The 18,520-nt window shown below is 64.2% G+C and carries 17 protein-coding genes and 1 tRNA gene; 4 read left to right on the top strand and 14 right to left on the bottom strand.

Features of this window, described 5'->3' with window-relative positions:
* Positions 1-413: 413 nt before the first annotated feature.
* The 3 genes from HOP03_13575 to HOP03_13565 form a co-directional block, all read right to left on the bottom strand.
* Positions 414-2,303 carry a glycoside hydrolase family 13 protein gene (locus tag HOP03_13575; GenBank protein ID NOT89193.1) on the bottom strand — a complete coding sequence of 630 codons (1,890 nt, stop codon included), beginning with the start codon at positions 2,301-2,303 and terminating at the stop codon, positions 414-416.
* Positions 2,304-2,372: 69 nt separating this feature from the next.
* Entirely contained in the window at positions 2,373-2,795 is a 423-nt protein-coding gene (locus HOP03_13570) for a DUF3806 domain-containing protein (protein ID NOT89192.1), read from the bottom strand.
* Between the two features lie 54 nt (positions 2,796-2,849).
* Positions 2,850-3,545, bottom strand: coding sequence for an AIM24 family protein (locus HOP03_13565; GenBank protein NOT89191.1), 696 nt, complete (start codon positions 3,543-3,545; stop codon positions 2,850-2,852).
* A 95-nt stretch (positions 3,546-3,640) separates the two neighbouring features.
* On the opposite strand from HOP03_13565, the gene HOP03_13560 reads away from it, so the two are divergent.
* Together HOP03_13560 and HOP03_13555 are read left to right on the top strand one after the other, a co-directional pair.
* The gene (locus HOP03_13560; GenBank protein NOT89190.1) at positions 3,641-4,006 is read left to right on the top strand and encodes a cupin domain-containing protein; all 366 of its coding nucleotides are present in this window, start codon (positions 3,641-3,643) and stop codon (positions 4,004-4,006) included.
* Between the two features lie 61 nt (positions 4,007-4,067).
* Positions 4,068-4,790, top strand: coding sequence for a UMP kinase (locus HOP03_13555; protein ID NOT89189.1), 723 nt, complete (start codon positions 4,068-4,070; stop codon positions 4,788-4,790).
* A 93-nt stretch (positions 4,791-4,883) separates the two neighbouring features.
* Here HOP03_13555 and HOP03_13550 read toward each other — a convergent pair whose 3' ends face one another.
* From HOP03_13550 to HOP03_13510, 9 genes are all read right to left on the bottom strand, one after another.
* Complete coding sequence (locus HOP03_13550; protein NOT89188.1) at positions 4,884-6,908, bottom strand: S9 family peptidase; 2,025 nt, start codon at positions 6,906-6,908, stop codon at positions 4,884-4,886.
* A 119-nt stretch (positions 6,909-7,027) separates the two neighbouring features.
* Entirely contained in the window at positions 7,028-9,007 is a 1,980-nt protein-coding gene (locus HOP03_13545; protein NOT89187.1) for a S9 family peptidase, read from the bottom strand.
* A gap of 44 nt (positions 9,008-9,051) precedes the next feature.
* The gene (gene rfbD, locus HOP03_13540; protein ID NOT89186.1) at positions 9,052-9,948 is read right to left on the bottom strand and encodes a dTDP-4-dehydrorhamnose reductase; all 897 of its coding nucleotides are present in this window, start codon (positions 9,946-9,948) and stop codon (positions 9,052-9,054) included.
* A gap of 10 nt (positions 9,949-9,958) precedes the next feature.
* Complete coding sequence (gene rfbC / locus HOP03_13535) at positions 9,959-10,519, bottom strand: dTDP-4-dehydrorhamnose 3,5-epimerase (protein NOT89185.1); 561 nt, start codon at positions 10,517-10,519, stop codon at positions 9,959-9,961.
* A 13-nt stretch (positions 10,520-10,532) separates the two neighbouring features.
* Positions 10,533-11,420, bottom strand: coding sequence for a glucose-1-phosphate thymidylyltransferase RfbA (gene rfbA / locus HOP03_13530; protein ID NOT89184.1), 888 nt, complete (start codon positions 11,418-11,420; stop codon positions 10,533-10,535).
* Positions 11,417-12,472 carry a dTDP-glucose 4,6-dehydratase gene (gene rfbB, locus HOP03_13525; GenBank protein ID NOT89183.1) on the bottom strand — a complete coding sequence of 352 codons (1,056 nt, stop codon included), beginning with the start codon at positions 12,470-12,472 and terminating at the stop codon, positions 11,417-11,419. The genes rfbA and rfbB overlap by 4 nt, the downstream gene beginning before the upstream one ends.
* Before the next feature lie 90 nt (positions 12,473-12,562).
* Complete coding sequence (gene dnaQ / locus HOP03_13520) at positions 12,563-13,279, bottom strand: DNA polymerase III subunit epsilon (protein ID NOT89182.1); 717 nt, start codon at positions 13,277-13,279, stop codon at positions 12,563-12,565.
* Complete coding sequence (gene rnhA, locus HOP03_13515) at positions 13,276-13,743, bottom strand: ribonuclease HI (GenBank protein NOT89181.1); 468 nt, start codon at positions 13,741-13,743, stop codon at positions 13,276-13,278. The genes dnaQ and rnhA overlap by 4 nt, the downstream gene beginning before the upstream one ends.
* Positions 13,744-13,799: 56 nt before the next feature.
* Positions 13,800-14,462 carry a hypothetical protein gene (locus HOP03_13510; GenBank protein NOT89180.1) on the bottom strand — a complete coding sequence of 221 codons (663 nt, stop codon included), beginning with the start codon at positions 14,460-14,462 and terminating at the stop codon, positions 13,800-13,802.
* Between the two features lie 60 nt (positions 14,463-14,522).
* Here HOP03_13510 and gloB point away from each other — a divergent pair, with 60 nt between their 5' ends.
* Together gloB and HOP03_13500 are read left to right on the top strand one after the other, a co-directional pair.
* Positions 14,523-15,311: a hydroxyacylglutathione hydrolase gene (gene gloB / locus HOP03_13505; protein NOT89179.1), complete on the top strand. Its 789-nt coding sequence runs from the start codon at positions 14,523-14,525 to the stop codon at positions 15,309-15,311.
* Between the two features lie 79 nt (positions 15,312-15,390).
* Positions 15,391-16,176: an enoyl-ACP reductase gene (locus HOP03_13500; GenBank protein NOT89178.1), complete on the top strand. Its 786-nt coding sequence runs from the start codon at positions 15,391-15,393 to the stop codon at positions 16,174-16,176.
* An 85-nt stretch (positions 16,177-16,261) separates the two neighbouring features.
* Here the strand turns inward: HOP03_13500 and HOP03_13495 are convergent, their stop codons facing one another.
* Positions 16,262-18,244, bottom strand: a complete 1,983-nt coding sequence (locus HOP03_13495) for a peptidylprolyl isomerase (protein NOT89177.1) — start codon at positions 18,242-18,244, stop codon at positions 16,262-16,264.
* A gap of 190 nt (positions 18,245-18,434) precedes the next feature.
* A tRNA-Asp gene (locus tag HOP03_13490) sits at positions 18,435-18,511 on the bottom strand.
* Positions 18,512-18,520 lie beyond the last annotated feature (9 nt).

The raw sequence follows: 18,520 nt of genomic DNA, 5'->3' as shown, positions 1-18,520 counted from the left end.
GTTGCCGCGCTTCACGAAAAGCGCCCCTCACCCGGCCTTCGGCCACCCTCTCCCCGCGCGGTGCGCGGGGAGAGGGAGAGCGGTGCGCGTTTCATTCTCCCTGCCTCCGGGGGAGCCATACGGCTTTCCTTCTCTCTGCCTGCGGGGGAGCCATATGGTTTTCCTTCTCCCCGCTTGCGGGGAGAAGGTGGCGCGCAGCGACGGATGAGGGGCGGGGCTGTGGCAATGCTGCACGAAAAGCGCCCCTCATCCGGCCTTCGGCCACCTTCTCCCCGTGCGGGCACGGGGAGAAGGAAACTCGCTGGGCTTTCGGGACGGATGCGGCGGCGGTGAGGGTGTGCCGCGAATTCCGTCGCTCCTACAGGAAGCGAGGGTATCGCGGCGTCCACCGCTCCCACAGGAGGCTGTGCCGCTCAGCAGGCCCGCGCGGGCGTGCACAGCTCAAGGATCAGCGCCGCGTGCGCGGGAACTGCGAGCGTTGCACCGATTTCAACCGATGCGCCGGTGAGCGCATTACGCGCGGCGGTGGCGCCCTTGAGGCCTTCGGCGAACCGGTCGAGCGGCAGTTCGACCGCTGCATCGTTGCGGCTCAGCACGATCATCAATCGTTGCGCGCCATTGTCGCGGAAATAGACGTAGACGCCGTCGCGCGGCAGGTAGTGCAGGAAGCGGCCCTGGTGCACGGCGGTCGCGGTCTTGCGCCAGTTGAGCAATGTGCGCAGCCAGGTCTGCGCTTCGGTCTGGCGTGGTGTCAGGCCTTCGCCGGTGAAGGCGTTGATGCGATCGCCGGGCCAGCCGCCGGGGAAGTCGCGGCGTGCGGCGGCATCGTCGCGGGTGGTCGGGCTGGTCATCAGTATTTCGGTGCCGTAATACAGCTGCGGGATGCGCGGCGCGGTCGCGAGATACACCAGCGCGGTCTTGTAGCTGTCGAAGTTCTCGCCGAGCACGCTGTACAGACGCGGCATGTCATGGTTGCCCTCGAAGGCCACCAGCGCGGTGGGCGCGGTGTACAGGCGGTCGTTGACCATCGTTTCGTACAGTCGACGCAGTCCGCCGCTGTAGTCGCTTTCGGGTTCGGCCAGCGCGCTGCGCAGGGTTTCGCTGAGCGGGAAATCCATCATGTTCGGCATGCCGGGTTTGCCGTAGACCCAGCCATTCTGCCAGCGGGCGACGACGCTGGCGTTCGCGCTCCATTCCTCGCCGACCATCGAGAACTTCGGATACTCGCTGCGGATGCGCTGCGTCCACTCCGCGAGAAAGGCATTGTCCGAATAACCGAAGGTGTCGACGCGCAGCCCGGACAGGCCGGCGTATTCGATCCACCAGATCGCGTTCTGGGTGAGATAGGTGGCGAGCAGCGGCTGCCGTTGGTTGAGATCGGGCATCGAGGCCACGAACCAGCCCTGGGTGAAATCGTCGCGATCGACCTGCGCGGCATACGGATCGGCGACGGCGGTGCGGCCGTGGTGCGTGGGCTCGAAGCGACCGCCCAGGGTGATCCAGTCGGCGGTCGGTGGATCCTTCACCCACGGATGCGCATCGCCGATGTGGTTCGGCACCACGTCCTGGATCACGCCGATGCCCTTGCCGCGAGCGGCGGCCACGAAATCGCGGTACTGGGCATTGCTGCCGTAGCGCGGATCGATGCGGTAGAGATCGGTGGCGGCGTAGCCGTGATACGAGTATTCGGGCTGTGCGTTCTCGATCAGCGGCGTCGGCCAGACCATGGTGTAACCCATGCCGGCGATGTGATCGAGATGATCGGTCATGCCGCGCAGGTCGCCACCGTGCCGACCGCCGGGCTCGTGGCGGTCGGCGGCATCGGCGTAACCGGCGACACGGTCGTTGCGCGGGTCGCCGTTGGCGAAACGGTCGGGCATGAGATTGAGGATGACATCGCGCGTGTCGAAACCGCGTCGATCGGCGGAGCCCGGCGCGCGCGCCAGCAGCGGATAGCGCAGCGTGATGTCGCCGTCCTTGCGCGCGAAGCGGAAGGCGAGTTCGCCGGGATTGGCGGCGGCGGCGATGTCCAGATCGATGAACAGATAGTTCGGGCTGTCGCCGCGCGTGACCTTGACGATGCGTGCGCGTGGATTCTCGACGAGCGTCGCTTCGCTCGCGCCGATGCCGGCCCCCTGCACCATCACCTGCAGCCGCGTATCGCGCATGCCGACCCACCAGTTCGGGGGGTAGACCATCGGCGCTGCAGGCTTGCCGGCGGCCGACGCCGTCATCGAGGCCATGCACAGCATTGCCGCGAGCGCGGCAGCGGCCGGTGAGCGCCAGATCGAAAGACGTTTCATCGCGGTAGATCCTCTCGGTCCGGGTTCGCTGGCGATCTTGCCATGCGCGCGCTTGCGCTGCAGCACGATTCAGGCGCCGTCGCGCATGGCCTGCTCGATCGCAGAACATGCCGACTCGAACAATGCGCGGACATCGACGGTGTCGCCGCGTTCGATGCGCTTCGAGATCGAAGTCAAGGGAAACGCGAGCAGACTGGTGTCGTCGCGCTTCAAGGCCGGATCGCGTCCGTACGCGTCTTCGACGGTGACCCAATGCAGACCAAGCCGTTGGGCCATCGCATCGCCGAAAGCGATGCCCAGACACTGGAGCTTGAGGGTGTCGGTCGCATCGATCCAACCGTTGCCCAGGATCGCGTCGAGCAGGACGAGTTTGCCTTCGACGGTGTCGTATCCGCAGCGCGCTTCGGCTGCGTAGTGATCGCGCACCCAGGACCGCTGGGCTTCCACCCGAGCGGTCTCTTCGGCGTTCATCGCTTCGACGATCTGTGTCATCGACTCTGCTTTGCCTCGGCCTGCAATAAGGACCAATGCCTGCGCTGTAGCGCCTTATTGCTGATGCTGGAACACCACTTCTTCGTACGGCTGCACCACCACCCAGCCTTCGCCGGCGAAGCGCAGCTGGATGCTTTCGCCCGAACCACGGCCCATCAGCGTGCGCAGGTTGATGTCGGTGACGATGTCCGGCGACAGGCCGCCCGACCATGCGACCGTCGCGTTCGGATCGGTGAACACCGGGCCGGTCGACGCATTGACCGGCAGCGTCAGCGGCTCGTAGTGCGCGGTGATCGCCACCAGGCCGTGGCCGCTGAGCTTCACGTTGAACAGCCCGCCGGCCATCATCCCGGCCGCCTTGCGCATCATCGTGATGTCGTGGGAAATCGTCGATTCGATCGCCAGCACGTCGTTGCCGTTGACGAAGATGGACTCGCCGTTGAGGCGCAGCAGGGTGATCTTCTTGCCGATGTCGGCCAGATAGACGCGGCCCTGGCCTTCGATCTTCATCAGCGACATGCCCTCGCCGGTGAGCGTCTTCTTGAGCAGACCGCCGAGCCCCTGATCGAGCAGGCCCTGACGGGTGAATTTGATGTTGCCCTTGCGCGCGATCATCGAGCCGGCCTTGGCCAGGACCAGGCCATCGACGCGCGCTTCGAGCATGTGCGAGCTTTCCAGCTCGAAGGCGTCGCCGGAGAGGTCTTTCTCTTTCGAAGCGGACAGGAATTCCTGCAGGGTCTTGACGGCCATACGCGGTGTTCTCCAGTGGAATGCGGTGGGAAGCCGGCATTGTCGTCGCAGACGCGCTCCGGCACCATGCCGGGAAGTCATAGCCGGAAGCCGCCATGCCGTCGATTCTGCGAATCCTGCCGATTCCCCACGGCACCGCCGGAGCGCCCCGCTCGCCTGTGGCCGCCGAACGGTTGATCTCGGGCCAGCCGACCCAGGCCACGGCCAATGCCTACTCCAGCGCCGACCAGGCCTTCCATTGCGGGATCTGGGAGGGCGGTGTGGGCGCGTGGCGCGTGCATTACACCGAACACGAGCTGTGTCACATGCTCGCGGGCAAAGCCCGCATGACCGGCGACGACGGCCGGGAAACCGTAGTCGCCGCTGGCGACAGCTTCGTGATTCCAGCGGGTTTCTCCGGCATCTGGGAAGTGCTGGAACCCGCGCGGAAGCTTTACGCGGTGTACGAGCCGGCGGGCTGAGTCGGAACTCTTCCCGTGGCGCGTTAGAATCCACCGGTTTGCCACGCCTCCGGAGTCCGTCATGTCCAATCTCGCTTACCGCCGCGTCCTGCTCAAACTCTCCGGCGAGGCCCTGATGGGCGACGAGGACTACGGCATCGACCCCAAAGTCATCGGCCGCCTCGCCCGCGAAGTCATCGAAGCCCGCGACGCGGGTGCCGAGATCGCGCTGGTCATCGGCGGCGGCAACATCTTCCGCGGCGCCGGCCTGGCCGCTGGCGGCATGGACCGGGTGACCGGCGACCAGATGGGCATGCTCGCCACCGTGATCAACGCGCTGGCGATGCAGGATTCGCTGGAAAAGCTCGGCGCGCGCTGCCGGGTGATGAGCGCGATCAAGATCAACGACGTCTGCGAGGACTACATCCGCCGCCGCGCCGTGCGCCATCTCGAAAAAGGTCGCATCACCATTTTCGCCGCCGGCACCGGCAACCCGTTCTTCACCACCGATTCCGGCGCGGCGCTGCGCGCGATCGAGATCGGCGCCGATCTGCTGCTCAAGGCGACCAAGGTCGACGGCGTCTACGACAAGGATCCGAAGAAACACGACGACGCGGTGCGCTACGACACGCTGACCTACGACGAAGTGATCTCCCGCGACCTGCAGGTGATGGACACCGCCGCCTTCGCGCTGTGCCGCGACAGCCGCCTGCCGCTGCGCATCTTCGACATGAGCCAGCCCGGCGTGCTGCTGCGCATCCTGCGCGGCGAGAAGATCGGAACGCTGGTCACGCCGGGGCGCTGAAACTGGATTTTCGGCGCGACAGCAATCACCCATGCGCACGAAAAAACCGACGCTGCGAGGCGTCGGTTTTTTTGTCGCGAGCGATCCGCGCGGTTATTTTTTCTTCGGCGCCGGCACGACCGGCGCCCGGCCGCCGATATGCCGCTCGAAGAACTGGAACAGTTTGGCGAAGTAGGCGATCTGGTGCTCTTCCTTCACGAAACCGTGGCCTTCCGTGGAGAAATACATCGACTCGACCGGCTTGCCCGCGGCCTTCAATGCTTTCTCCATCGCTTCGGAATGCGACTGCGGCGCGCGCACATCGGCGCCACCGGCGGCGAGGAATACAGGCACCTTGATCCGCGATACAAGCTTGTTCGGCGATGAGGCGTTGAGATCCTGCTTGCCGAGATTCTCGGCGAGGAAATCCTTGCCGTAGGAGGACTGGCTGATATCGCCGCGGCCCCAGAGCATGTTCAGATCGTAGACGCCGACGTAACCGACCGCGCATTTGTACAGGTCCGGCTCCTTGGCCACGCCCATCAGCGAAGCGTAACCGCCGTAGCTGGCGCCGTAGATGCAGATGCGGTTGCGGTCGGCGATGCCCTCGCGGATCGCCCAATGCGTGGCGTCGGTGAGATCGTCCTGCATGGTCAGGCCCCACTGTTTCTGACCCAGCTCCTGGAACTGCTTGCCGTAGCCGCCGGAGCCGCGGAAATTCACCTGCAGCACCGCATAGCCGTGCGCGACCATCATTTGCACGTCGCGGTCGTAGCCCCAACTGTCCTGAAGGCCGAACGGACCACCATGCGGATGGACGATCAGCGGCATGTTCTTGCCGTCGCTGCCGGCGGGCGTGGTCAACAACACGTCGATGTCGACGCCGTCGCGGCTCTTGAAATAGGCCGACTGGCTCTTGCCGAGGCGTTTGCGATCGAGCCAATCGGCGCGATTCATGAACGGATCGATCTTCTTGGCCTGCGTATCGAAAATGTACAGCTCGCCGGGGTTGCGGTCGCTGGCGACTTCCAGCAGGACGTAGTGACCGTCGACGGTGGACGAGATCGGATACACCACATCGCCATCGAACTTCGACTGCAGCATGCGATGCAGTTTGGCGTCGGCCGAATCCGGGTCGAAATACTCGAAGCGCGGACGACGTGCGCCCCAGAACAGAACGCCGATCGGATAGCGCTTGCCGACGCCGCGCACCAGCGCCGAGGGTTCGACGATCTCGTCGCGTGCGACCTGCTTCATCGTTTCGGTCGCGACATCGAAAGCGCGCAGCGAGTCGGGGCCTTCTTTTTCTTCCGCCTGCAGGTATGCGGTCGCGTTATCGGCGCTGAAGCCGAGGGCCGAGATCGCATTGCCGCTGATCGACTCGTCGTTGATCACCTTCCATTCCGACTTGTCGTCCTTGCGGTAGTACAGCACCGATTCGTAGTCGCGGTTGATGCCGGAGGCGAACCTGGCCCGACCACTGAGATCGGTGAGGAACGACGCGCCGCGCACGGGCGCGCGCGCCACCGGCTTGCGCGTGCCGGTGAACACGTTCATGCGTTCGAGCGTGGTGAACGGAATTTCTCCGGAAGCGAACGGCGTGACGGTCACCAGCACATTGTCGTCGTCGTCGATCAGCGTATCGACCATCTCGATCGACACGGATTCTGCGCGCGCTTTGCCGCCCGAGCGGGACGCGGAGGTGCTGGCCCTGGCCCCGGCGACGATTCCCTGTTTGGAACCATCCGCATTCGTACCCCAGATTTCGCCGTAGCTCACCGGCTGTTCGAGGCCACCCGCGCGCTCACCGATGGTGAACAGCAGACGGTTGTCGCTGATCCACCAGAACTGGGCGACATGGGTGTTCGGCTCCTTCAGCGTGACGTGGCCGTACGGCTCTTTCTGGCCGGGTTTCAGAATCACCATCACCGTCTTGTCGTCGTCGGTCAACGGCACGGTGGCGGCGACGTAGGTCCCCTTCGGCGAAATCTTCACGTCGACGAAACGGTCGTCGCGGATGAAATCCGCGATGTTGTGGGGCGCCGCCTGCGTCGTCGGAGACGCAGGCGCCTGCGCCTGCGCCTGCGCGACAGTGGACAACAGCAGTGAAGCGGCAAGCAGTACGGAACGTGGGTGCATGGCGGAATCCCGGTCTAATCTGGCGCGGACTCTACCGGATACCCATGGCCCGGCACCCGTGCTGCCAGTCATGGCCGGCGCCCGAAGGCGCCGGATGTATGTTCAGGGCGATCCGCGACTCACTTGGCGGGGGCGACCACCAGCGGTGCGCGTCCGCCGATGTTCTTCTGCAGAAACATCAGCAACTTGGCGTAGAACTCGCGCCGATGCTCGAGCTTGTAGATGCCATGGCCTTCGGTCTTGAAATAAAGGGTTTCGACCGGTACGCCGGCTTTCTTGAGCGCCGTTTCCATCATCTCGCTATGCTCGATCGGCACTCTCGCATCTTCATGGCCAGAAGACAGAAAAACGGGCACCTTGATCCTGTCGGCGATGTGGTTGGGCGAAAGCGGGCTGAGCTCGCCATCGTTCATCACCTCCTCGTGGTATCGCCGCAGATTGTCGCTTCTGAGCGAATCTTCCGATTTGAACCGTCCAAGATCGTAAACGCCGACCTGGCCAACGGCGCACTTGTACAGCGCAGGCTCTTTCGCCACTCCCATCAACGAGGCATAACCGCCGTAGCTGGCGCCGAAGATGCAGATGCGATCCTTGTCGGCGACACCCTGCGCGATCGCCCAGCGCGTGGCATCGGTCAGGTCGTCCTGCATCTTCAGCCCCCACTGTTTATAGCCGGCGAACTCGTGTTCCCGACCGTAGCCTGTGGAACCGCGGAAGTTGACTTGCAGCACCGCATAACCGTGCGCGGCGAGCACCTGCACATCGACGTTGTAGCTCCACTCGTCTCCAGCGTATGGGCCGCCGTGAGGGTGGACCACGAGCGGCAGATTCTTGCCGTTGCTCCCCGGCGGCAACGTCAGCAGGACTGGAATCTTGCGACCATCGCGGGCCTCGAACACCATGTCGCGCATGGTGCCCAGTCGCTGGGGGTCGAGCCAGTCTGCGGTGTACATCACCGGGGATACCTTGCGGGTTTCGAGATTCATCGCGTAATAACCGCCCGGCTCGCGATCGCCGTATGCGTAGATCAGCACTTCTTTCTTCGCGGTGGCTTCCGATCTGGCGACGATCACCTGACCTGGAAACGCCTTCTGCAGCGCGCGATGAGCCTTCGCATCCGCCGAATCCGGCGCGAAATACTCGTAACGCGGGGTCGAACCGGCGTAGTAGACGCCGATGATGTGACGCTTTCCGACGGCGTTGATCCGACCCGTCGGATCCGCCAACGCATCACGGGCCACGACTTTGGATGTGCCTGTCGCGACGTCGTATTCGAGGACGACATCCGGTCCGGTCTTTTCCTGACTGACGAGATAGGCGACGCTGTTGTCGGCGGAAAAGCCGATCGGCGAAACCACCTTGCCGCTGACGCCCTCATCGTTGATCAGCTCCCACTTGTCGTCTTCCGATTTGCGGTGGTAGAGCTTCGAGAATTGATCCTTCCTGGCGCCTACCACGAAGCGGGCAAAGCCGGTGTTGTCGGTGATGAAATTGGCGTTCGTGACTGGCGCCTGGGAAAGTCGCAAGCGCGTGCCACTATAGACGTTGACCCGCTCGACCGTCGTGTAGTCCGATCCGTTGCGGTACACCGAGGCGATGACATTTTCGTCGTCGTCCGGAAGCGTGTTGATGATGGACATGAACACGGTTTCCTTGGCCGCCTGACCACCGGCACGGCCGACGATCATCGCATCGTCCCGGATATAGCCCGCCAGTTGTTTGGACTTCGAGCCGTCCGCATTGATCGCGAACAATTCGCCGGTGTAGCTGGGCTTCTCGTCCAACTGGTCTTTCAATGCCACCGAATAAATCAGACGGTCATCGCTCACCCAGATGACATCCACGATATGGGTTTTCTTGCCGGCGACGTTGATCCGCGTCGGCGGGTTGGAATCGCCCGGCTTGAGCAACAGCAGCACGGTCTTGTCTTCGGCCGGCACGGTCACCGCAATGTATGTGCCCTTCGGCGACACCGCGATGTCTCTGAATTTATCCTCGCGTATGAAATCCTCGATGTCGTGCGGCTTGACGGTTTGCGCGACCACCGCAACCGGCAGCAGGAGCATTACAGCAGAAAGGGCACCAGCGATGAGTTTCATGAAATTTCCTATATGGCTCGGAGTACAGTGGTTCTGCTTGTGGGTCAAGGCACGAGTTCAGCGATCGTCTTCGTCAAGGCTACTCGCCAGTCGGGAAGATCGAGCGCGAAATCGGATGAAAGACGCGTCGTATCGAGGCGCGAATAGGCTGGTCGTCGAGCTGGCGTCGGGTAGTCGCTCGTCGCAATCGGCACGACGCGAGTCGCGGTGGCAAGCAACCCGCGAGCGTGCGCGGATCCGACGATGGCTTCGGCGAACCCATGCCAGCTGGTTTCGCCGGACGCGGTGAGGTGCCAGAGACCGCTGTGGCTGTAAGGGCCCGCGAGCACGGCCGACGTCACATCCGCGATCAACGCTGCGGGCGTCGGCGTGCCGATCTGATCGGCGACCACGCGCAGCTCGTCGCGCTCCGCGGCCAGACGCAGCATCGTGCGCATGAAATTCTTGCCGTGCGCTGCGTACACCCAGGCCGTGCGGAAAATCATGTGGCGGGCGCCGCTGGCTTGAATCGCCAGTTCGCCGGCACGCTTGCTTTCGCCGTAGACACCGAGCGGCGATGCCGGATCATCCTCGCGATACGGCCGCTTGCCGGTGCCGTCGAACACATAATCCGTGGAGTAATGCACCAGCAGCGCATCGCGCGCGGCGCAGGCTTCGGCGATGCGCTGCGGCGCTTCCGCGTTCGCGCGGAATGCGGCATCGCGATCCGATTCCGCGCGATCGACCGCGGTGTAGGCGGCTGCGTTGACGACGACATCCGGGGCGATGCGCTCGATCAATGCCGGCAAAGCATCCGGCGCGTCGAAATCGGCGACTTCGCAGCGAGCCCCATCATCGAGCCTGCCGCTGCGCGTGGTGGCGACGATCCCGCCCAGCGGCGCAAGGCTGCGACGCAGTTCGTGTCCCACCTGGCCATTGGCGCCGAACAACAGGATCTTCATGCGGGCGCCCTCAGCCGACGCGGCACGGCAAGCGTTCTTCGGCGATATCGGCGAGGAATGGCGCTTTCGCGTCCTTGTCGGACAGAACCGGCGCCGTGACCGGCCAGTCGATGGCGAACGCGGCATCGTTCCAGCGCACGCCGGCATCGGCGTCGCGGTCGTAGGTTTCGGTGCACAGGTAGGTGAACACCGCTCGCTCGCTCAAGGTCACGAAACCATGCGCGAAGCCGGCGGGAATCCAGAAATGGCGGCGGTTCCGGTCGTTCAGCAATACGGCGGTCCAGCGGCCGAAGGTCGGCGAACCGCGACGGATATCGACCGCCACGTCCCACACCTCGCCTTCGATCACCGACACGAATTTGCCCTGCGGCTTCGGCCATTGATAGTGCAGGCCGCGCAGCACGCCGCGTGCGGACGACGAAACGTTGCCCTGCACGAATTCCGGAATTGCCAGGCCGTGCGCAAGGAATTTGTCGCGGTTGAACGATTCGAAGAAAAATCCACGGCTGTCGCCGAACACCTGCGGTTCGATCACGACGCAGCCCGGCAGATCGGTTTCGATGATCTTCATGCGTACGCAGCACTCACGGAACGAAACCGCGCTCGGCAAGGCCGAGCAGGTATTGACCATAGCCGTTCTTGGCCAGCGGCTTGGCCAACGCTTCCAACTGCGCGGCATCGATCCAGCCGTTGCTCCAGGCGATTTCCTCGGGGCAGCACACGCGCAGCCCCTGTCGTGCTTCGATGGTTTCGATGTAATTCGAAGCTTCGAGCAGCGACTGGTGCGTGCCGGTATCCAGCCATGCATAGCCACGGCCGAGCTGCTGCAGATGCAGCGAACCCTCGTCGAGATAACGCCGGTTGAGATCGGTGATTTCCAACTCACCGCGAGGAGACGGCTTGAGATCCGCTGCGAAATCGCTGGCGCGGCCGTCGTAGAAATACAGGCCGGTCACGGCGTAATGCGATTTCGGCTTTGCGGGCTTTTCCTCGAGGCCGATCACTTTGCCGCCGGCGTCGAATTCGGCCACGCCATAGCGCTCCGGATCGCTGACCCAGTAGCCGAAGACGGTCGCGCCATCTTGCAGGGCGTCGGCTTCCTTGAGCATGTGGGTCAGTCCCGGGCCGTGAAAGATGTTGTCGCCCAGCATCAGGCAGCTGGGTTGGCCGTTGACGAATTCGCGGCCGATCAGATAGGCCTGCGCCAACCCGTCCGGGCTCGGTTGCGCCGCGTATTCGATGCGCATGCCCCACTGCGAGCCGTCGCCGAGCAGCGCCTTGAACAGCGCCTGTTCGTGCGGCGTATTGATCACCAGCACTTCGCGGATACCCGCCAGCATCAGGACACTGAGCGGGTAATAGATCATCGGTTTGTCGTAGACCGGCAGCAGTTGCTTGCTGATCGCCTGGGTGATCGGATACAGGCGCGTGCCGGAACCGCCCGCGAGAATGATGCCTTTGCGCGCGGTCATGCCACGCCTCCGATGCGTTCCAGGCGATAGCTGCCGTCGAGCACGCGATTGACCCATGCCTGCTGATCGAGATACCAGTCGACGGTACGTGCGATGCCCTGCTCGAAGGTCATCGACGGCATCCAGCCGAGTTCGCCCTGCAGTTTCGAAGCATCGATGGCGTAGCGGCGGTCGTGGCCGGGACGGTCCTTGACATAAGTGATCAGCGATTCGCGCGCCCGGCCATCGGCAAGCGGATGGCGTTGATCCAGCAATGCGCAGATCGTCTTCACGACCACGATATTTTCGCGTTCGGCATCGCCGCCGACGTTGTAGACCTCGCCGACGCGCCCGCGTTCGAGCACCGCTCGGATCGCGCTGCAGTGATCGCCCACGTACAGCCAATCGCGTACGTTGCGGCCGTCGCCGTAGACCGGCAGCGACTCGCCGGCCAGCGCTTTGGCGATGATCAGCGGAATGAGCTTTTCCGGAAACTGGTACGGGCCGTAGTTGTTGGAACAGTTGGTGGTGAGGACCGGCAAACCGTAGGTATGGTGGAAGGCGCGGACCAGATGGTCGGACGCCGCCTTGGATGCGGAATACGGCGAATTCGGGGCGTAGGGCGTGGTCTCGGTGAACTTGCCGGTGTCGCCGAGCGAACCGTAGACTTCATCCGTGGACACGTGCAGGAAACGGAATGCATCGCGACCCGGGCCTTCGAGGCTTTTCCAGTAGTCGCGGGCGCATTCGAGCAGGCCCAGCGTACCGACGACATTGGTCTGCACGAACGCGGCGGGGCCATCGATCGAACGGTCGACGTGACTCTCGGCAGCGAAGTTGATCACCGCATCGGGCCGGTGTTCGGCGAACAGTTCCGCCAGCAGGTCGCGGTCGCCGATGTCGCCTTTCACGAATACATGCGCGGGATTGCCGGCCAGCGCGGCGAGCGTATCGAGATTGCCGGCGTAGGTCAGCGCGTCCAGATTGATGACCCGAACGCCGCTGTCGACGGCATCCAGCACGAAATTCCCACCGATGAAGCCGGCACCGCCGGTCACAAGCCATGTCGACACGCGCATGCTCCTGTTAAATATGAAGAATTCGGCCATTGTAGCCGCAGGTGGGGGAGCGCATGACGACGCGCCATGAACGCCTGAACGCGCTCAAACCGCATCCCACACGCAGTGCCCCGCCTTCTTGCGGATCGCTTCCAAACGCAGCAGGTGCGCGGCCTGTTCGTCATCGCTGACATGTACCCTGCTGCGTGTGGCGGCCTCCAAAGCCATGACATCGAACGCGACTGCCGTTTTCCGGGCACCGTCGTCATTGCCGGCAGGCGCACCGAAACCGATTTCGCTCTGTCCCGACGTCAGCGCCAGGTACACGTCCACCAGCAGCTGCGCGTCGAGCAGCGCGCCGTGCAGATGGCGATGCGCGTTGTCCACGCCGAGCCGTTTGCACAGCGCATCCAACGAGTTTCGCTGGCCCGGATAGCGCTTGCGCGCCATGTCGAGCGAGTCTTCGATGCCGCTGACCCGGTCGCGCAGGCGACCGTATTGCGCGCCCAGCAGCGACAATTCGTTGTCGAGAAAACCGACGTCGAACGCCGCGTTGTGGATGATCAGTTCCGCGCCATCGACGAATTCGAGGAAGGTGTCGGCGATTTCGGCGAATCGCGGTTTGTCGGCAAGGAATTCGAGGGTCAGTCCGGTCACTTCCTGGGCACCGGGCTCGAATTCGCGGTCCGGGTGGATGTACTGCTGATACGTGCGGCCGGTGGGCCGGCGTTCGTTCAGCTCGACGCAGCCGATTTCGACCACGCGGTTGCCCTTCTTCCACTCCAGCCCGGTGGTTTCGGTATCGAGGACGATCTGTCTCATGCGCGGACGCCGCCCTGTTGTTGATCCGCTTGCTTGTATGCGAGCGCTTGGTCGCGCGCCAGCGTATCGACGCGCTCGTTGTCGGGATCGCCGGAATGGCCTTTCACCCAGCGCCAGTCGATGTCGTGCCGCAATGTCGCGGCGTGCAGGCGTTCCCAGAGGTCGCGGTTCTTCACCGGATCGCCGCCGGCGGTTTTCCAGTGCCGGCGTACCCAGTTCGGCATCCATTCGGTGATGCCTTGCCGGACATACTGCGAATCGGTGACCAGCATGACCGCGCAGGGTTCGCTCAGTGTCTCCAGCCCGACGATCGCCGCCATCAATTCCATGCGGTTGTTGGTGGTCAACGACTCGCCGCCGGCAAGCTCGCGCTCGCGCTCGTTGTAGCGCAGCAGTGCGGCCCAGCCGCCTGGACCGGGATTGCCGAGGCAGGCGCCATCGGTGTGGATTTCGACATGCTTCATCGCAGCGGGCTTCTTGGATGCAGGCTTCGTGGCGGCGGGCTTGGTGTCATCGGGCTTCAAGCGGCAGAGACTCCATCGGACAAGGCCATCGGCTTGCGCAAACGCATCGGCGTCATCGGGAAAGCGCGCTTCTCGGCACGCTGCAGATAAGCCGCACGCAGTCCCGGCCCCGATTGCAGGCTGGGCGATGCCGTGGGCGACCATTGCGGTCCGACGCCCTGGGCGACCGGCTCCGGGATCAGACCGGCATCGGACAACAGGCGGCGCCAGGTCGAGGGATCGCAGGCGGACTGGCCGCTGCCATACCAGCGCACTCGATACGGCGACAGTGGATTCAGCGCCAACAGCCCGAGTCGACCGCCCGGCACCAATACCCGCGCGCATTCTTCGATCAGGGCGGCGGATTCGGCGCGGTCGCCATCGAGCACATGCTGCAACACCACCGCGCCCAGTGATTCGCTGGCCAACGGCAAGGGCAACCGGCACACCATCGGGCCGCGCCATCCATCGGCCGAGGCGATCAGGCGCAATCCACGGCCTTCGGGAACTTCGGCCGTGAGGGTCGGCGCCAGCCACAGCCACGGCAGGCCGACCACCGGATGCGCGGCAAGGGCGTCGGCGACGACCGTATGTTCGCTGTCGAGGACCGCCTGCCCGACCGGTAACAGAAACCACTGTTTCGCGGCGGCGTGCGGGGCTTGGTGGGACAATGCGGGCATCCGGCCATTGTAAGCCGCCGCTCCGCCGACATGCCCCATTCGAACGCCTGACGGATCCCCATGCGCCTGCTCGCCCTGCCCGCCTTCGACGACAACTACATCTGGAGCCTGGTCGGCGACGACGGCCGCGCGCTGTTCGTCGATCCGGGCGATGCCGGCCCGGTCCTGACGGCCGCCGCCGAAGGTCTGCAGCCGATCGGCATCCTGGTCACCCATCACCACGCCGACCACATCGGCGGACTCGCGCAACTCCATCGGCATTGGCCGGATCTCGCGATCCATGCGCCGCACGATGCGCGCATCGGGATCGCCACCGAGCGTGCGGGCGATGGCGATGTCGTCCGGATCGGCGATTGGCGCTTCGATGTGCTCGAAGTCCCCGGCCATACCCGCAGTCACATCGCCTTCCACAGCGATCGCAATGGCGACGATCCCGGCGAAGGCCTGCTCTTTTGCGGCGACACCCTGTTCAGCCTCGGCTGCGGGCGGCTGTTCGAGGGCACGCCGGCACAGATGCTCGGCTCGCTCGACCGTCTCGCGGCACTGCCGGGCGACACCCGTGTGTGTTGCACCCACGAATACACGCTGGCCAACGCCGCGTTCGCGCTGACGGTCGATCCCGACAACCCCGCGCTGCGCGAGCGCGCCGACGCGGTCCGCACGCTGCGTGCCGCATCGAAGCCGACCCTGCCCAGTACGATCGCAATGGAAATCGCGACCAATCCGTTCCTCCGCTGCGATTCGCCCGCCATCCGCGACGCCATCGCCTCCCGCATCGAACGCATGCCTGCGGATCGGATCGAGACTTTCGCCGAACTGCGGCGCTGGAAGGATGTCTTCCGGGGTTGAGGCGATCGGTACCCATACGGCAGCCCATGGTCGACTGCGCGTGGCACACTTGGCGTTCCGAACAAAACGCGAGACGACCATGGGGTTTCTGCAAGGCAAACGCGCCCTGATCACCGGCATCGCCAGCGAGCGCTCCATCGCGTCCGGCATCGCCGAAGCCATGCACCGCGAAGGCGCGGAGCTGGCCTTCACCTATCAGAACGAAAAGCTCAAGACCCGCGTCGAAAGCGCGGCGGCCGAATACGGTTCCAACATCGTGCTGCCGCTGGACGTGAGCGACGACGCGCAGATCGCCGCCTGTTTCGCCGAACTCGGCAAGCATTGGGATGGTTTCGACATCCTGATCCACGCCATCGCCTTCGCACCGCGCGAAGCGATCACCGGCCAGTTCCTCGAGGGCCTGACCCGCGAGAATTTCGCGATGGCGCACGACATCTCGGCGTATTCGCTGGCGGCGATGTCCAAGGCGGCGCAGCCGATGATGGCCGGCCGCAAGGGCTCGATCCTCACCCTCACCTATCTCGGCGCCGAACGCGCACTGGCCGGCTACAACGTCATGGGCGTGGCCAAGGCCAGCCTCGAAGCCACCGTGCGCTACCTCGCCTACAACCTCGGCCCGGAAGGCACGCGCGTGAACGCGATTTCCGCAGGCCCGATCAAGACCCTCGCTGCGGCCGGTATCGCCGGTTTCCGCAAGATCCTCGGGCATGTCGAACAGAACGCGCCGCTGCGCCGCACGGTCACCATCGAGGATGTCGGCAACGTCGCCGCATTCCTGTGCTCGGATCTGGCCGCGGGCATGACCGGCGAGATCACCTACGTCGATGCCGGTTACAACATCCTGGGCATGACAGGCATCGAATAAACCATCGCCGATTCCGCCTTCGACAACGAAAGAGCCCGGCAATGCCGGGCTCTTTCCTGTCCACCCGCCGCGAATGCTGCGTGGGCTACAGGCGATCTTCCGCGAACTGCACCTTCATCCGCTTGCGTTCGGCCTTGCCGACCGACAGCGCATCCTGTTCGCCGATCCTCGGCGCAAGCTCGCGCAGGAAGTTCGCACGGATTTCCGGCGTGATTTCGCTGTTGTCGCCTTGCGCAACCTTGGTCACCTCGAACACGACCATCTGGCCGTCCTGCGAGAGGACCTTGCCGGGCGAACGTTTGCCCGCTGCGGGCGGCGACACCTGGAAATAAGCTTCGTTGGCGTCCGCCGAGGGCATCGGCGCACCGCGCTGCATACCCGGCATGTTCGTGACGATCCATTTTTTCTCGTTGGCGATCGTCGCCAGCGATTCGCCCTTCTTCAAGCGCGCGAGTACGGCTTCCCCCTCGGCCTCGATCGCCTTGCGCGCGCGATCGGCACGCACAGCGGCGACGACTTGCGGGCCGACCTTGTCCAACGGCTGCACGCGGTCCGGGGTATGTTCGACCACCCGGATCAACACGCTGTGGTTGGGTGCGATCTCGATCGGATCGCTGACCTGGCGGTTCTGCTTCAGGTCCTCCGAGAAGGCTGCGCGAATCACCGCTGGATTGGCGGCGATGCCCGTCGCCTGGCCACGCGCGAACGGACCGAGCTTCTGCACCGGCAAGTTTGCGGCCCGCGCCGCTGGCGCCAGCGTGGTCGGACTCTTCAATACTTCATCGACCAGCGTACCGGTCAGGTCGTTGAAAGCGCGCTCGCGGGCGGTTTCGGCCAACATGCGTTCCAATTCCGGGCGCGCGTCCTCGAACGGTTTTTCATGCCCGGGCTTCATTTCACGGACTTGGATGATGTGCCAGCCGAAGTCGGTCTTGGTGGGGCCGGAAATCGTGCCCGCCGCGGTCGCGAACACCGCGTCCTCGAAGGGCTTGATCATCTGGCCGTTCTTGGCGATCCAACCGAGATCTCCGCCGCCATCCTTGGAGCCCTCGTCTTCCGAATACTGCCGCGCCAGCGCGGCAAAGTCGGCACCCGCCGCCTTCACCTTCTTCAGAATATCCTGCGCCTTGGCCTCGGCGGCCTTGCGTGCAGCGGCATCGGCCGCAGCATCCACCTTCACCAGGATATGCGAGGTGAGGCGTTGCTCGGGCTCGACGAAACGCGCCTTGTCCTGCTCGTATTGCGTCTTGAGACTGTTCTCGTCGATGGCTGCCGGCAACGGCAGTGCCGCTCCATCGATGTCGACATATTCGATCGTCACCATTTCCGGCGATCGGAAGTCCTGCGGATGCGCCTTGTACCAGCTCGCGATCTCGGCTGCCGCCACCGGTGCGGTATCCGCGGGTGGCGTGGGCAGCACGGCGAAGGACACGTCGCGTTTTTCGCCAAGCAGCGCGATCAGACGCTGGCCTTCGGCATTGGTCACGAACGCGGACCCCTGCAACTGACGGGTCAGCATCTGCTGTTTCAGGTCCTCGCGGATCTGGTCATCGAACTGGGTCGCCGTCATCGGCGGTGCGCGCGATGCCAGCATCAACCGGTAACGCTGCAGATCGAATTTGCCGTCGACCTGGAAGTCGGGGATCGATTCGATGGCCTTGCGGACCTGCGCATCGCCGATCGCGAAACCTTCGCGATCGGTCGACATGCGCATCACCCGCTCGTCGACCAGCAGCTCGAGGATGCGACGTTTGTTGTCGATGCTCTCGAATTCGCTGACATTGAAGTTCTCGCCAGCGGAAGCGCGCTGACTCTGGCGCACGCGCTCGAACGCGCTGCGGAAGTCGTCGACGCTGATTTCCTCTTTCTGCCAGAAGGCCTTGCGCACCACCCACCAATCGGGCGCGGTGCGCCACCAGGTAGGCGGGGCTTCGATCTTGGCGGCGAAGGTCTCGCTACGCTGGAACAGATATTGTTCCATGCCGAAGAAGGCGAAAGGGATCACCAACAGCCCGAGAATGACGGTGGCGATCCAGCCGGAAGATTTTTCACGTAGGGCTTGCAGCATTGGCGATCGGTGCCGAATGAGGAGCCGCTAAGTGTAGCCCGAGCGGGCGCGCTGCGGCATGCCCCGATCGCAAGGAGATGTCGCGAATCCGGCCCTTGTCCCGCCGACCGGGCGCGAAAACGACGAAGGCACCGTTTCCGGTGCCTTCCTGCCCCCGCCTGATGGCGACAGCTTTCGTATTCGAGGGAATTGGCGGAGTGGACGGGACTCGAACCCGCGACCTCCGGCGTGACAGGCCAGCATTCTAACCGACTGAACTACCACTCCGCGTTGTAA

Source organism: Lysobacter sp. (genome assembly GCA_013141175.1).
Classification (GTDB): Bacteria; Pseudomonadota; Gammaproteobacteria; order Xanthomonadales; family Xanthomonadaceae; genus Lysobacter_I.
The sequence above is the reverse complement of the archived record's forward strand: the minus strand, read 5'-3'. Positions and strand labels throughout refer to the sequence as shown.